Here is a 13,590-nt window from a genome sequence, read left to right on the forward strand (position 1 = left end):
CCTAGCGAGTGAGCGAACTGATGTCCACGGTGTACATGAGCACCACGGACAGGAGGTTCTTGAGGGCGTGCAGTGAGTAGCTGAACATGAGGTTGTTGGCCGTCCACGCGTACGCGAAGACGAGCACGAGGCCCAGCCCCAGGTACGGCGCGAGGGCCTGGAGGGTGATCGCCTCGCGGCCCGCGATGTGCAGCGCTGCGAACAGTACCACCGATGCCGCGTAGCAGATCCATCGGTTGATGTACTGGCTCAGCTTCCCGATCAGCAGGTGCCGGAAGATGTACTCCTCGACGAAGGGGCCGATCAGCACGAGCAGGGGCGCCGTGAGGTACCAGGGGACATGGGCCGTCATGTCCTCGAGCCCGGTCTGGTTGACCGACACCTCGACCCCGCCCGCGAGCGAGACCACGATCACCGTCACGATGAGCATGGCCACGAGCAGCAGGGGAAGGATCCCCAGCGTGAACCATGGCCTGGTCGCGAGGATGCGGGCGTCCCGGACCACGTAGTGCCGCGCGGCCACCATGGCGGCGACGAAGACGGCCGCGTAGAGCGCGAGGTTGAGCAGGTAGGTGCCCACCAGCGGGTCCCGGGTCAGCCAGGCCAGCCGATCGAACGGCAGGAACACCAGGGCGAACGGCAGGCCGAGGTAGAGCACGATCGCGAGGGCGTCCGTGGGCGTGTACCGGGTGAAACGCCGCGGCCTGGCGGGCGACGTGGAGGGCGAGTGGAGCATCAACTCTCAGAACGATCTGGGCCCCTGCGGGGTTCCACCCCTCTGCAGGGGCGCTGCAGCGGCGCTGATTCGGCGCCGGCGGGCGGGGCGGCGGGGGCCGCGGGGGTGTGGTGGGCGGAGCGGCGGTAGGTTGACCCGAGGGTGGCCGGGTGAGAACCTTTATAGAACGAACGGTCGGTAACTATTTCGTGGACGGAAGGCTCCCGGCCGGATCCTGCGCGTAACGATGCATGAGGGAGTGCACATGGCTGAGGCTTTTCTGGTCGGCGGGGCGCGGACCCCGGTGGGGCGGTACGGGGGCGCGCTGTCCTCGGTGCGTCCGGACGATCTGGCGGCGCTGACGGTGCGGGCCGCGGTGGAGCGGGCGGGCATCGATCCCGCGCTCGTGGACGAGGTGATCCTGGGCAATGCCAACGGCGCGGGCGAGGAGAACCGGAACGTGGCCCGCATGGCGTGGCTGCTGGCCGGGTTCCCGGACAGCGTGCCGGGGATCACGGTGAACCGTCTGTGCGCCTCGGGCCTGTCCGCGATCATCATGGCCTCGCACATGGTCAAGGCCGGGGCGGCGGACCTCGTCGTGGCCGGCGGGGTCGAGTCGATGTCCCGTGCCCCCTGGGTGATGGAGAAGCCCGCGACGGCGTTCGCCAAGCCGGGGGCCGTGTTCGACACCTCGATCGGGTGGCGCTTCCCGAACCCGAATTTCCTGTCCGGGGAGCTCTCCCGGGACGGGAAGGCAACGTTCTCGATGCCGGAGACGGCCGAGGAGGTCGCCCGCGTCTTCGACACCTCGCGCGAGGACTGCGACGCGTTCGCGGTCCGCTCCCACGAGCGGGCCCTCGCCGCGATCGAGGCCGGGCGGTTCGCCGACGAGATCGTGCCCGTGACGGTCACGGGCCGCAAGGGCGCGACGACCGTGGTGGACACCGACGAGGGCCCGCGCCCGGGCACCTCGATGGACGTCCTCGCGAAGCTGCGCCCGGTCGTGAAGGGCGGCTCCGTGGTGACGGCGGGCAATGCGTCCTCGCTCAACGACGGCGCCTCGGCCATCGTGGTGGCCTCGGAGGCCGCCATCGAGCGGTTCGGCCTGGCCCCGCGGGCCCGCATCCTCGACGGCGCCTCCGCCGGGGTGGCGCCGGAGATCATGGGCATCGGCCCGGTCCCGGCCACCCGCAAGGTCCTCGAGCGCCAGGGCGTCTCCGTGGCGGACCTGGGCGCGGTGGAGCTGAACGAGGCCTTCGCCTCCCAGTCGCTGGCCGTGATGCGCGAGCTGAAGCTGGATGAGGACATCGTCAACGCCGACGGCGGCGCGATCGCCCTCGGCCACCCGCTCGGCTCCTCCGGGTCCCGCCTGGTCGTGACGCTCCTGGGCCGCATGGACCGCGAACTCGGCGCGGGCGCTGGCCGGAAGCTCGGCCTGGCCACGATGTGCGTGGGCGTGGGCCAGGGCACTGCCCTGCTGATCGAGGGGGTCTAGGTGGCGGACGGCATCGAGGCTGCGGCGAGCGCGGACGGCGGCGCGCCCACCGCGGCGGGGGAGGGGCCGGCGTCGTCCGCGCGGTCCGCTGAGGCGACGCACGACGGCGGGGCGCGCCTGGACGCGTCAGGCTTCGCCACGCTCGTGGTCGAGGAGGCCGCGGACCGGCTGCACGCGCGGCTGCACCGTCCGGCGGTGCGCAACGCGATCGATGCGGCGATGGTCGAGGAGCTGCACGCCGTCTGCGCGCACCTCGAGGCCCACCCGAAGGTCCTGATCCTCTCGGGCACCCCGGCGGACCCCGCCACGGGTGCGAAGGGGGTCTTCGCCTCCGGCGCGGACATCGCCCAGCTGCGCCAGCGGCGGCGGGACGATGCGCTGGCGGGGATCAACTCGGGCGTCTTCGACCGCATCGCCAAGCTCCCCATGCCCGTCATCGCCGCGCTGGAGGGGTATGCCCTCGGCGGCGGGGCGGAGCTGGCGTACGCGGCGGACTTCCGGATCGGCACCGAGTCGCTGCGGGTGGGCAACCCGGAGACCGGGCTGGGGATCATGGCCGCGGCCGGGGCGACCTGGCGGCTGCGGGAGCTCGTCGGCGAGCCGCTGGCCAAGGAGATCCTCCTGGCCGGGCGAGTCCTCAAGGGCGCCGAATGCCTCGCGGCCGGGCTCGTCACCGAACTCGTGGAGCCGGCGGACCTGATCCTGGCCGCGCACCGGCTCGCGGACCGGATCGGCGCCCAGGACCCGCTGGCCGTGCGGATCTCCAAGGCCGTGTTCCACAGCCCGCGGGAGGTCCACCCCCTCATCGACACCCTGGCCCAGGGGATGCTGTTCGAGTCCCAGGCCAAGTTCGACCGCATGCAGGCATTCCTCGACCGAAAGAAGAAGTAGACACATGGGAAAGATCACTCTGGCCGAGGGGCTGCCCGCACGCGTGGGCGTGCTCGGCGGCGGCCGCATGGGCGCCGGGATCGCGCACGCGTTCCTCATGGGCGGGGCGGACGTGGTCGTCGTCGAGCGCGACGAGCAGTCCGCACAGGGGGCCCGGGAACGGGTCGAGGCGTCGGTGGCGAAGTCGATCGAGCGCGGCGCGGCCGAGGGCAATCTCGATGAGATCCTCGAGTCCTTCACTGCCTCGGTGGACTACGCCGACTTCGGCGGCCGGGCCCTCGTGGTCGAGGCCGTGCCCGAGGACCCGGCCCTGAAGACCCAGGCCCTCACCGCGGTCGAGGCCGAGCTCGCCCCCGGCGCGTTCCTGGCCACCAACACCTCCTCGCTGTCCGTGTCCAAGCTGGCCGAGTCCCTCGCCCGGCCCGAGCGGTTCCTGGGCCTGCACTTCTTCAACCCGGTCCCCGCCTCGACCCTGATCGAGGTCGTCATCGCCGAGAAGACGTCCGCGGAGACCGAGGCCGCGGCCCGGGCCTGGGTCGCCGGGCTCGCCAAGACGGCCGTGGTGGTCAAGGACGCCCCCGGGTTCGCGTCCTCGCGCCTCGGCGTGGCGATCGCGCTCGAGGCGATGCGCATGGTCGAGGAGGGCGTCGCGTCCGCGGAGGACATCGACAACGCCATGGTCCTGGGCTACAAGCACCCCACGGGCCCGCTGAAGACCACCGACATCGTGGGCCTGGACGTCCGGCTCGGCATCGCCGAATACCTCCACCAGACCCTCGGCGACCGCTTCGCCCCGCCCCAGATCCTGCGCGACAAGGTCGCCGCCGGCGAGCTCGGCCGCAAGACCGGCAAAGGCTTCTACGACTGGACCTGACCGCCCCGCGACCCCCCCGCCTCCGTTGAGGAGCCAGGTCCGCAATGGTGAGGAGTCACCCCCGCGGTGTTGGGGAGTCACGTCCGTCGGGTTGAGGAGTCGCGTTCTCGCAAGCGACTCCTCATGGGTGCGGAGGTGACTCCTCGACGCAGCGCATGCGACTCCTCGTGGGTGCGGAGGTGACTCCTCGACGCAGCGCATGCGACTCCTCGTGGGTGCGGAGGTGACTCCTCGACGCAGCGCATGTGACTCCTCATGGGTGCGGAGGTGACTCCACAAAGGAGGGAGGGCTGTGCGGGAAGATGGTGCCATGAGCTTGCCCCGTTCCGCCGGCCCCGCCGCTGTCCCGCGCGCGGCGGCCCGGCGCCCCGGCCTGTCCGCATGAGCGACGCCGTGGCCTGGGAGGGCGCCGTCAACGCCCGGCGGGTCCTCGGCTCGGTGTACCGGATGGGCCGGCGCGAATGGCTCACCGAACGCGGGTGGCGGCAGATGCGCACCGACGGCGTCCGCACCGTGATCGACCTGCGGAACCCGGACGAGCAGCGCCGCCGCCCCACCGATCCCGACGTGCGGCCGGAGGCCATGGACGGCATCACGATCGTGAACACGCCCACCGAGGACCCCGCCCATCCCGAGCACGCGGCCCAGTTCGCGGCCGAGCTCATCCCGTACCTCAGCCACCCCAAGGGCTACCCGGGCACGGTGCGCCTCTTCCCGGACCTCATCGCCGCCGTGTTCCGCGCGATCGCGGAGGCGCCGGCCGGCGTCGTCCTGCACTGCTCGGCGGGCCGCGACCGCACAGGCATCATCGTCACCATGCTGCTGCAGCTCGCGGACCCGGCCGCAGCTCCGGAGGCCGTCGCCGCCCAGTACGAGGCGAGCGTCCGCGGCATCAACGAGTGGCACCGGGTCAGCCCGGTCAAGCACCCCTACGAGCGGTGGCACGACGACGCCGAGCTGGCCCCGATGATCGCCGAGCGGCAGGAGGCCCTCGCGGCGTTCGCGGCCGGGCTCGACGTCGAGCGCTTCCTCCTCGACCACGGCCTCACCGCCGCGGACATCGCGGCCATCCGGGCCAAGCTCGCCCCGACCGCCACCTGAGGCGGCCACCACGACGCCCTGCGCGGGCCCGGTATCCTCGGCGCATGCCCTTCCTCGACCCCGTGACGCTGCGCGGCCGCCTCGTGACACTCGAGCCGCTCTCCCAGGACCACCGCGAGGAGCTCGAGGACGCGGTTCGGGACGGGGAGCTGTGGCGCCTCTGGTACACGTCCGTGCCGCGGCCAGAGGGAATGGCCGCGGAGATCGAGCGGCGGCTGGCACTGCGCGACGCCGGGTCGATGCTCCCGTTCGCCGCCCGCCGTACCTCCGATGGCCGGGTCATCGGGATGACCACGTACATGAATGCCGACGCCGCGAACCGCCGCGTGGAGATCGGCTCGACCTGGAACGCGGCGAGCGCGCACGGCTCGGGCACCAACGCGGAGTCCAAGCTCCTGCTCCTGGGCCATGCGTTCGAGGCCCTCGGCTGCATCGCGGTCGAGTTCCGCACGCATTGGATGAACCGGCAGTCCCGGGCGGCGATCGAGCGGCTCGGGGCCAAGCAGGACGGTGTGCTCCGCAGCCATCAGCTCATGCCGGACGGGTCGCTGCGGGACACCGTGGTCTACTCGGTGATCGCTTCGGAGTGGCCCATGGTCCGCAACGGGCTCGAGCTTCGGCTCGGCCGGAGGGGTTGAGCCGCAGCCCGGCCGCGAGCTGCCCGCGAGGAGTGGTCAGACGGCGGGCCTGGCGATACTGATCTGGCTCGCCATCGCGGGATAGTAGCCCTCCAGGTATCCCTCGGCCGTCGGGTGGAAGTTGAAGGGTTCGAGCTGGGGGTCCGTGAAGCTGAGGTTGAACCAGGAGTCTGCCGACCCGATCTCGTGGCCGCTGAAGTTCGGCGTCACGTTGACGTACTGGGTCCTGACGCCCTCGGTGCGGCCCGCCTCCCCGACAAGGCCGGCGAGTTCGGCGTTGAGCGCGTCGGTGCCCTGGTTGAAGACCGACGCCGCCGCAGGAGACATGACCCCACCGCCATTGGCCGCGAACAGATGGGGGTAGCCGACCCACGCGACCACTGCATGCTTCGCCGCGGCATGGATCGCCGCGACGGTTCCCGCGACGTCGATCTGCCGTGCCTTGAGGAGTGCGGCAGCGGCAGCCTGCTGGCAGTCCCCGAGGGTGCCGCGGGCGCAGACCCCGATGATCGTGCCGAAGTCGATGTCGTTGCCGCCGGCGCTGACCGTGACGAGGTTGGTGGTGGTGGTGAGCTTCCGCGCCGCGCTGGCGGCGGCGATCTCCTCCCCAATCGTCGGCCGGCCCGTGGTGTTCGTCCCCACCGTGGCTCCTGTGCACGCGAAGTCGCCGGCCAGGGAGACGTTCTTGAGCTCGGAGAGCAGGGTGACCTCGTCCGGGCGGCCGCCGACGAGGCAGTTGCCCCATCCGACGTCGGGGTTCACGGAGGCCGCGGGGGCATCCGCGCCCCAGCCCGCCGCATAGGAGTCGCCCAGATTGACGTAGCTGACGTGAGGGGTCGAGGAGGCAGCGGGGACGGAAGGCGGGGGCGCGGCCGTCGCGGGGGCGGCAGACACAGCGCCGGCGCCCGCCACGAGGAGCGCTGCGCCGGCGGCGAGGGTACGGCGGGGAAGCTTCAGTGAAAGGGGCATCTGGGCTCCGATGGTCCGGGGGCATGACCGCCGCGGAGTCGCGGCCCAACGCTCCGGGCCGTGCGCCCCCCGACAGCTGCGCTCCAAGCGGTCGATGTGGCCCCGGGGGACCACCTGATGCCCGCCATCCTAGAAGCGGTGCTGCTGTGGCAGAAGGGACCAAGGGCGCTGATGGTGCGGCCCTCGTGCCGCCCCGCGCTTCCGTGTATTCTGGTCTCATTACCGAACGGCCGGTCAGTAATTTCTGCCAGCCGTGCAGGCCCCCATCGGAAGGAACTGTCGACGATGACCACTGCCACCGAGACCACCGCCCCAGACTCCACTCGCGTCGCCGTCGTCCCCAGCTACATCCGCGACGGCTGGTGGACTCCGGACGAGGCCAGCAAGGCCGCCGAGGTGCGCGACGCCAGCACGGGCGAGCTGCTCGCCGTCGTGAGCGCGGACGGACTCGACCTCGGCGCGATGGTCGAGCACGGCCGTACCGTGGGCCAGGCCGAGCTCGGCCGGCTCACCATCCACGAGCGCGCGCTCAAGCTCAAGGAGCTCGCCCAGTTCCTCAACGGCCACCGCGACGAGCTCTACGAGCTCTCCTACAAGACCGGCGCCACGAAGATCGACTCGATGGTGGACGTCGACGGCGGCATCGGCGTCCTCTTCACGTTCGGCTCGAAGGGCCGGCGCGAGCTGCCCAACAGCAACGTGATCGTGGACGGCCCCATGGAGGTGCTCTCGAAGGACGGCTCGTTCGCCGGTGAGCACATCTACACCCGCATCCCGGGCGTGGCCGTGCAGATCAACGCGTTCAACTTCCCCGTGTGGGGCATGCTCGAGAAGTTCGCGCCCGCGTTCGTGGCCGGCGTGCCCACGATCGTCAAGCCCGCCACCCCGACCGGGTACGTGACCGAGGCGATGGTCCGCCTCATGGTCGACTCCGGGATCCTCCCGGCGGGCTCGATCCAGCTCATCTCCGGCTCGGCCCGCACGCTCCTGGACGAGCTCGACTACCGCGACATGGTCTCCTTCACCGGCTCCGCGGCCACGGCGAACCTGCTGAAGTCCCACCCGAACGTGGTCCACGGCGGCGTCCGCTTCACTTCCGAGACGGACTCGCTCAATGCCGCGATCCTCGGTCCCGACGCCGTCCCGGGCACCCCGGAGTTCGACGCCTTCGTCAAGTCCGTGGTCACCGAGATGACCGTCAAGGCCGGCCAGAAGTGCACCGCGGTGCGCCGCAGCATCGTCCCGGCCGAGCTCGTGGACGACGTCGTCGCCGCCATCGGCGCGCGGGTGACGGAGCGCGTCGTGGTCGGCGATCCGCGCGCCGAGGGGGTCACGATGGGCGCCCTCGCCTCGGTGGAACAGCTCAAGGACGTCCGCGGAGCGGTCGAGTCCCTCGTGGCCGCCGGCGGCAAGATCGCGTTCGGCTCCCTCGAGGCGCCCGAGGTCGTCACCGCGAGCGGCGAGAAGGCCGTCGTGGCCGACGGAGCGTTCATGTCCCCGGTGGTCCTGACCTGGGAGGACGTCCAGGCGCCGGCCCTGCACGGCACCGAGGCGTTCGGCCCGGTCTCCTCGGTGGTCGGCTACTCCTCGCTCGAGGAGGCGATCCGGCTCGCCGCGCTGGGCTCCGGCTCGCTCGTCGCCTCGGTCTGCACCAACGACCCGGAGACGGCCCGCACGCTCGTGACCGGGATCGCCGCGCACCACGGCCGCGTGCTCATGCTCAACCGCGAGGACGCCAGGACCTCGACCGGCCACGGCTCCCCGGTCCCGCACCTCGTCCACGGCGGCCCGGGCCGCGCCGGCGGCGGCGAGGAGCTCGGCGGCATCCGCTCGGTCAAGCACCACATGCAGCGCACCGCGATCCAGGGCTCGCCGAACATGCTCACTGCCGTCACGGGCGTGTGGCACACCGGCGCCGACTGCAACCTCGCCGACCCGGCGGACCCCTCGACGCACCCGTTCCGCAAGTCGCTGGCCGAGCTGCGCGTGGGCGACGCCATGCGGTCCGAGCTGCGGCAGATCACCCGCGAGGACATCGCGAAGTTCGCTGCCGAGACGGGCGACACGTTCTACGCCCACATGGATGACGAGGCCGCCCGCGCGGCCGGCGTCTTCCCCGGCATCGTGGCGCACGGCTACCTCCTCGTGAGCTGGGCCGCGGGGCTGTTCGTCTCGCCCGAGCCCGGCCCGGTGCTGCTGAACTACGGCCTGGACAACCTGCGCTTCCTCCGGCCGGTCCCGGCCGGCGACTCGATCCGGGTGACCCTCACGGCCAAGCAGATCACCCCGCGCGTCACGGACGAGTACGGCGAGGTCCGCTGGGACGCCGTCCTGACCAACCAGGACAACGAGCTGATCGCGAACTACGACGTGCTCACCCTGGTCGAGAAGGAGTGGCCGAGGAAGGCCTGATCCGTCGCGGAGGGCGGGGTGCGCACCCCGCCCTCCGGGCTTAAACTGGGCGCGTCAGTTCCCCTCGTGGAGGTGTGCCATGACGCTGGCGACACGACCGGCAACCACTATCCTGACCGTGGCCGACGAGGCTCGCGCGAAGGACTTCTACGAGGGAGCGCTGGGGCTCCCTGTCCGCGGCAAGGACCCGACCGGGATGATGATCCTCGGTCTGGACGGATCCGCATCGCTGGGCCTGATGGTGGACGCCAACGCCGTCCACACGGGCCACACCGCCCTGACGTTCGAGGTCGACGACCTCGAAGGCTCCATGGCGGAACTCGAGGGGCACGGCGTGCACTTCGAGGACTACGACCTCCCCAACCTCACAACGGACGAGCACCACATCTACTCCGTGGCCGGCGAGCGCGCCTGCTGGTTCGCGGATCCCGATGGGAACATCCTCTGCCTGCACGAGGGCGGGACGGTCGAGTACAACATGTAGCGCGCTGCTGCAGCGCACGACGGCGGTGGGCCGGGTTCCGTACCCGGCCCACCGTTGCGTCCGGGGCGGGGCGCGGTACCGTGTGCACTGAGGATGGGCGTCCCCGATGGAGGAAGCGTGTGCCGGCTGTTCGGACTGCATGCGGGCCGCAGCCCGGTCGCGGCGACCTTCTGGCTGCTGGACGCCCCGGACAGCCTCAAGGTCCAGAGCCTGCGCGAGCCGGACGGCACCGGGATCGGCACCTTCACCCGCCACGGCCGGCCCAGGGTGGACAAGCAGCCGATCGCCGCCTGGGAGGACCGGGCGTTCGCCCGGGAGGCCCGGCGGCTCGAGAGCACCACGTTCCTCGCCCACGTGCGCTACGCGAGCCTCGGAGCCCACACCTACGTGAATACGCATCCGTTCGAGCAGGACGGCAGGCTCTTCGCGCACAACGGCGCCTTCGCCGACGTCGCCGCCCTCGACCGCAGGCTTGAGGACGTGGGCACCCGGGCGCTCGTGCAGGGGCAGACGGACAGCGAACGCCTGTTCGCCCTCATCACGGCCGAGACCCGCGGCGCGGCCGGGGACGTCGGCGCCGGCATCGCGGCCGCCGTGACGTGGCTGGCGGAGAACGTGCCCGTCCTGAGCCTCAACTGCATCATCACCACGGCCACGGACCTCTGGGCGGTGCGCTACCCGGACACCCACGAGCTGCACGTCCTCGAGGACCGCACCCGGGCCCCGGGCCGCGTCCGCCCGCTCCATGCCCGCAGTGCCCGCATCTCCGCCCACGCGGAGGACCTCGGCGACCACGTGCTCGTGGCCACCGAGCCGATGACGGACGATCCCCGGTGGCGCATGATCGACCCCGGCACGCTCCTGCACGTCGGCAGCGACCTCACAGTATCCTGCAGCTCCCCCTTCCCGGACCAGCCCACGAGGAGGCTCTCGGTGGACGATCTCAGCCCCGCCGCCGCCGCGTCGCAGCGCGAGGGGAGGCCCCGGTGAGCGAGGCCGGGACCGCCCACGAGACGGCGACCGCCCCCGAGGGCGGCGGCCTGCTGGCCCTGCGCCGCCACCTCGCCCCCGCGACGGCCGCCGTCCCGGACACCGGCGGATGGTGGTCCGGCCCGCGCTGGTGGTGGGCCGGGGCGCTGGACGTCGAAGGCCTCGCGCTCGGATCGCTCGGCGCGCTCATCGCGGCCCTCGATGCGTTGGCCGCTGCAGACGCCGAGGCCCGAGGCGCCGCCGCGAGCGGACGGCGCGTGACGACGTCGTCCGCGCTCGCCGCGGCCTCCTTCGACTCGATCCGGCACCTGCGCGTGGACGGCATGCCGCCCGACATCTGGGCGCCGATGTCCGGGTTCCGCCGCGCCCGCGACGGGTGGGTGCGGCTGCACGCGAACTATCCGCACCACGCCCGGCGGCTGCTGGAGGCGCTCGGGCTCGAGGGGCCCGAGCAGCTCGACGGAGCGGTGCTCGAGCGCACGGCGCACGAGGTCGAGGAGGCGGTGCGGGGCGCCGGGGGAGTGGCCGCGGCGGTGCGGACGCGGCAGGAATGGCAGGAATCCCCGCCGGGGCGTGCTGCCGCAGCCGAGCCGTGGATCAGGTGGTCGCTCGAGGACGCCCCCGGCCGCCGTCCGCCCGCGGCCGAGCCAGGCGCCCTGCCACTCGCGGGCGTCCGGGTCCTGGACCTCACCCGCGTCATCGCCGGCCCGAGCGCCACCCGGCTCCTCGGCGCGCTCGGCGCCGACGTGCTGCGCATCGACCCGCCGCAGCACCCCGAGCTCCTCGACGCCCACCTCGACACGGGCTTCGCCAAGCGCAGCGCGGTCGTCGACCTGCGCGATCCCTTCCAGCTCGGCCGCATCCGGGACCTCGCCGCCGCGGCGGACGTGGTCTTCCTCGGCTACCGGCAGGACGCCCTCGCACGGTTCGGACTCGACGCCGCGGCCCTCCGGGAGTCATTCGCGCACCTGGCCGTGGTGACCCTCAACGCGTGGGGTTGGGACAGCCCCCGGGCCGACGCGCGCGGCTTCGACAGCATCGTCCAGGCCGCGTGCGGGATCGCGCACCTGTGCGGCGGCCCGGGCACCCGGCCGGACGACGGCGCGTGGCGGCCGGGCGCGCTGCCGGTCCAGGCGCTCGACCACGCGACCGGGATGGGCATGGCCGCCGCTGCCGTGGCCCTGCTCGCGGCGCGCGGCCGGGGGATCGCCGGCACCGCGCGCCTGAGCCTGGCCGCGACGGCGGAGGAGCTGCTCCGGGCCGACCGGCCGGCCGCGGCCGCACAGGCCGTGGGCCTGCCGGTGGAGACGCGGCAGGCCCACGGCGCCTACGGTGTGCTGGAGTTCGTTCCGCCGCCGCTGGTCCTGGACGGCACCCAGCTCGAGTACCCGAACGGCCCCCTGCCCTATGGGGGATCCGCGCTCGGCTGGACCCAGGGGGCCGGGGGCGTCGGGGCGGTGTCCAGCTAGACCGGGTTGATCTCGGCGAGGCTGCGCCGCGTGGTGAGCGGCCCGAACACGGCGACCGCCGTGGCGATGATCACGAGCGCGACGGCGACGACGCCGAACATCGCGAGCGCGCCGAAGCTGTCGAGCACCGGGAGCAGGACGAAGGGGAGGGCACCGCTCGAGAGCCTGGAGAGCGAGTAGGTCCACCCCACAGCCGTAGCGCGGAGGGCGGTGGGGAAGATCTCCGCCTGGTAGATGTGGAAGACGTTCGAGAAGACGTTGCTGATCATGGTGGTCAGGAAGCCGAAGGCCACGATGAGGACGTCGTTGCCGGACACGGCGAACCCGACGCCGCTCACCCCGAGCGCCAGGATCGAGGCGATGAGCAGGTGCTTGCGCTCGAACTTCGCCACGAGCGGGGTGGAGATGAGCGAGCCGATCGGGTACCCGAGGAACGAGAGCGCGGTGAAGAGCAGCGAACTCGTGACGCTGTGCCCGCTTGCCACGAGGACGAGGGCGGCGAGGGTCCCGAAGCCGTAGTAGCCGAAGGTCTGGAACAGGTGGAAGATCACGAGCATGGTCAGGCGGTTCCGGTAGGGGGCCTTCATGAGGCGGGTGAGGCTCCGGCGCTCGTCCTGGTCGGTGCCGCGGCGGGGGCCGGCCTCAGCCTGGGGCGGGGCGGCCTTTTCGAGCTCGCTGATGCTGGTGCCGGCCCCGCGGGCGAACACCTCGAGGGCCTGGGCAGCCTCCTGGGTGCGGCCCACGCTGTTGAGCCACCGCGGGGATTCGGGCAGGGACCGGCGCAGGAAGAGCACGACGACGGCGCCGACGCCGCCGAGGCCGAGCAGCCAGCGCCAGCCGGAGATCCCGGCCAGGGGAGCCGTGTTGAGCCACAGGGCGAGGAAGCCGACCACGGGGACGGCGACGAAGGAGCTCGTGTACGCCCAGGTCGCCATCCGGCCGCGCTTGTCCTTGGGCAGGACGTCGGAGAGGTAGGCGTCCGCGACCGGGTACTCCGCGCCCACGCCGATGCCCGCCATGAAGCGCGCGAACACGAGGAAGACTGCATTCGGGGAGAAGGCCCCGATGAGGGACCAGACGGAGTACCAGACGAGGTTGAACAGGAAGGCGCGCCGGCGCCCCAGGCGGTCGGCGAGGCGGCCGAGGAAGGCAGCGCCGAGGAACATGCCGAGGAACGCCGAGGCCAGCAGCAGCTTGAGCTCGACCCCCGAGAGCCGGAAGTCCTTGCCGAGGGCCACGCTCATCGACCCGGAGAGGAACACCTCGTACATGTCGAAGAAGAGCCCGAGGCCGACGGCCACGACGACCTTCCAGTGGACCCGGCCGATGGGCAGGCGGTCCAGGTGGTCGCTGATCCTGCTGCTCGTCATCGCGCTCGTCGAAGGCAGTGAAGCCATGGTTCTCTCCTTGGGAAGGCCGTCGGGGCGGGCCGTCGGGGCGATGTCCTCGGGCCTACTAAGTGGTTCGCAAACCACTATGTGATTCGCAACACCCCTGAATATAGCCCACGTCACATCTGATGGGTAGGGTCGGCGCGTCCGCCGAATCGCTG

Annotated in this window: 12 protein-coding genes; 9 read left to right on the plus strand and 3 right to left on the minus strand. The window is 72.0% G+C overall.

What is annotated here, in order from left to right:
* Position 1: 1 nt before the first annotated feature.
* Positions 2-736: a CPBP family intramembrane glutamic endopeptidase gene (locus ACVWWH_RS00895; RefSeq protein WP_066499962.1), complete on the minus strand. Its 735-nt coding sequence runs from the start codon at positions 734-736 to the stop codon at positions 2-4.
* Between the two features lie 244 nt (positions 737-980).
* Between ACVWWH_RS00895 and ACVWWH_RS00900 the strand changes: the two genes are divergently transcribed.
* The 5 genes from ACVWWH_RS00900 (at position 981) to ACVWWH_RS00920 (ending at position 5,714) form a co-directional block, all read left to right on the plus strand.
* Positions 981-2,210, plus strand: a complete 1,230-nt coding sequence (locus ACVWWH_RS00900; protein ID WP_457315285.1) for a thiolase family protein — start codon at positions 981-983, stop codon at positions 2,208-2,210.
* A 117-nt stretch (positions 2,211-2,327) separates the two neighbouring features.
* Positions 2,328-3,101, plus strand: a complete 774-nt coding sequence (locus ACVWWH_RS00905) for an enoyl-CoA hydratase/isomerase family protein (protein WP_457315515.1) — start codon at positions 2,328-2,330, stop codon at positions 3,099-3,101.
* A gap of 4 nt (positions 3,102-3,105) precedes the next feature.
* A complete protein-coding gene (locus ACVWWH_RS00910; RefSeq protein ID WP_457315286.1) occupies positions 3,106-3,975 on the plus strand; it encodes a 3-hydroxyacyl-CoA dehydrogenase family protein in 870 nt (289 codons plus the stop codon).
* Positions 3,976-4,356: 381 nt separating this feature from the next.
* Positions 4,357-5,076, plus strand: coding sequence for a tyrosine-protein phosphatase (locus tag ACVWWH_RS00915; protein ID WP_457315287.1), 720 nt, complete (start codon positions 4,357-4,359; stop codon positions 5,074-5,076).
* A 44-nt stretch (positions 5,077-5,120) separates the two neighbouring features.
* Complete coding sequence (locus tag ACVWWH_RS00920) at positions 5,121-5,714, plus strand: GNAT family N-acetyltransferase (RefSeq protein ID WP_066499956.1); 594 nt, start codon at positions 5,121-5,123, stop codon at positions 5,712-5,714.
* Positions 5,715-5,750: 36 nt separating this feature from the next.
* On the opposite strand, the gene ACVWWH_RS00925 is transcribed toward ACVWWH_RS00920, so the two are convergent.
* The gene (locus ACVWWH_RS00925) at positions 5,751-6,683 is read right to left on the minus strand and encodes a GDSL-type esterase/lipase family protein (RefSeq protein ID WP_457315288.1); all 933 of its coding nucleotides are present in this window, start codon (positions 6,681-6,683) and stop codon (positions 5,751-5,753) included.
* A gap of 285 nt (positions 6,684-6,968) precedes the next feature.
* On the opposite strand from ACVWWH_RS00925, the gene paaZ reads away from it, so the two are divergent.
* The 4 genes from paaZ to ACVWWH_RS00945 all read left to right on the plus strand — a co-directional run bounded on the left by paaZ (position 6,969) and on the right by ACVWWH_RS00945 (position 12,038).
* Complete coding sequence (paaZ, locus tag ACVWWH_RS00930; RefSeq protein WP_457315289.1) at positions 6,969-9,095, plus strand: phenylacetic acid degradation bifunctional protein PaaZ; 2,127 nt, start codon at positions 6,969-6,971, stop codon at positions 9,093-9,095.
* Between the two features lie 118 nt (positions 9,096-9,213).
* Positions 9,214-9,579 carry a VOC family protein gene (locus ACVWWH_RS00935; RefSeq protein WP_457315290.1) on the plus strand — a complete coding sequence of 122 codons (366 nt, stop codon included), beginning with the start codon at positions 9,214-9,216 and terminating at the stop codon, positions 9,577-9,579.
* Positions 9,580-9,696: 117 nt separating this feature from the next.
* The gene (locus ACVWWH_RS00940; protein WP_457315291.1) at positions 9,697-10,569 is read left to right on the plus strand and encodes a class II glutamine amidotransferase; all 873 of its coding nucleotides are present in this window, start codon (positions 9,697-9,699) and stop codon (positions 10,567-10,569) included.
* Entirely contained in the window at positions 10,566-12,038 is a 1,473-nt protein-coding gene (locus tag ACVWWH_RS00945; protein WP_457315292.1) for a CoA transferase, read from the plus strand. The genes ACVWWH_RS00940 and ACVWWH_RS00945 overlap by 4 nt, the downstream gene beginning before the upstream one ends.
* Here ACVWWH_RS00945 and ACVWWH_RS00950 read toward each other — a convergent pair.
* Positions 12,035-13,435, minus strand: coding sequence for an MFS transporter (locus tag ACVWWH_RS00950; RefSeq protein WP_457315293.1), 1,401 nt, complete (start codon positions 13,433-13,435; stop codon positions 12,035-12,037). The two genes, ACVWWH_RS00945 and ACVWWH_RS00950, sit on opposite strands and share 4 nt — an antisense overlap.
* Positions 13,436-13,590: the final 155 nt, after the last annotated feature.

The organism is Sinomonas sp. RB5 (assembly GCF_054063535.1).

Coding starts and splice junctions, on each gene's coding strand:
- ACVWWH_RS00895 (WP_066499962.1), bottom strand. CDS start 736: ATGCTCCACTCGCCCTCCACGTCGCCCGCCAGGCCGCGGCGTTTCACC.
- ACVWWH_RS00900 (WP_457315285.1), top strand. CDS start 981: ATGGCTGAGGCTTTTCTGGTCGGCGGGGCGCGGACCCCGGTGGGGCGG.
- ACVWWH_RS00910 (WP_457315286.1), top strand. CDS start 3,106: ATGGGAAAGATCACTCTGGCCGAGGGGCTGCCCGCACGCGTGGGCGTG.
- ACVWWH_RS00915 (WP_457315287.1), top strand. CDS start 4,357: ATGAGCGACGCCGTGGCCTGGGAGGGCGCCGTCAACGCCCGGCGGGTC.
- ACVWWH_RS00920 (WP_066499956.1), top strand. CDS start 5,121: ATGCCCTTCCTCGACCCCGTGACGCTGCGCGGCCGCCTCGTGACACTC.
- ACVWWH_RS00925 (WP_457315288.1), bottom strand. CDS start 6,683: ATGCCCCTTTCACTGAAGCTTCCCCGCCGTACCCTCGCCGCCGGCGCA.
- paaZ (WP_457315289.1), top strand. CDS start 6,969: ATGACCACTGCCACCGAGACCACCGCCCCAGACTCCACTCGCGTCGCC.
- ACVWWH_RS00950 (WP_457315293.1), bottom strand. CDS start 13,435: ATGGCTTCACTGCCTTCGACGAGCGCGATGACGAGCAGCAGGATCAGC.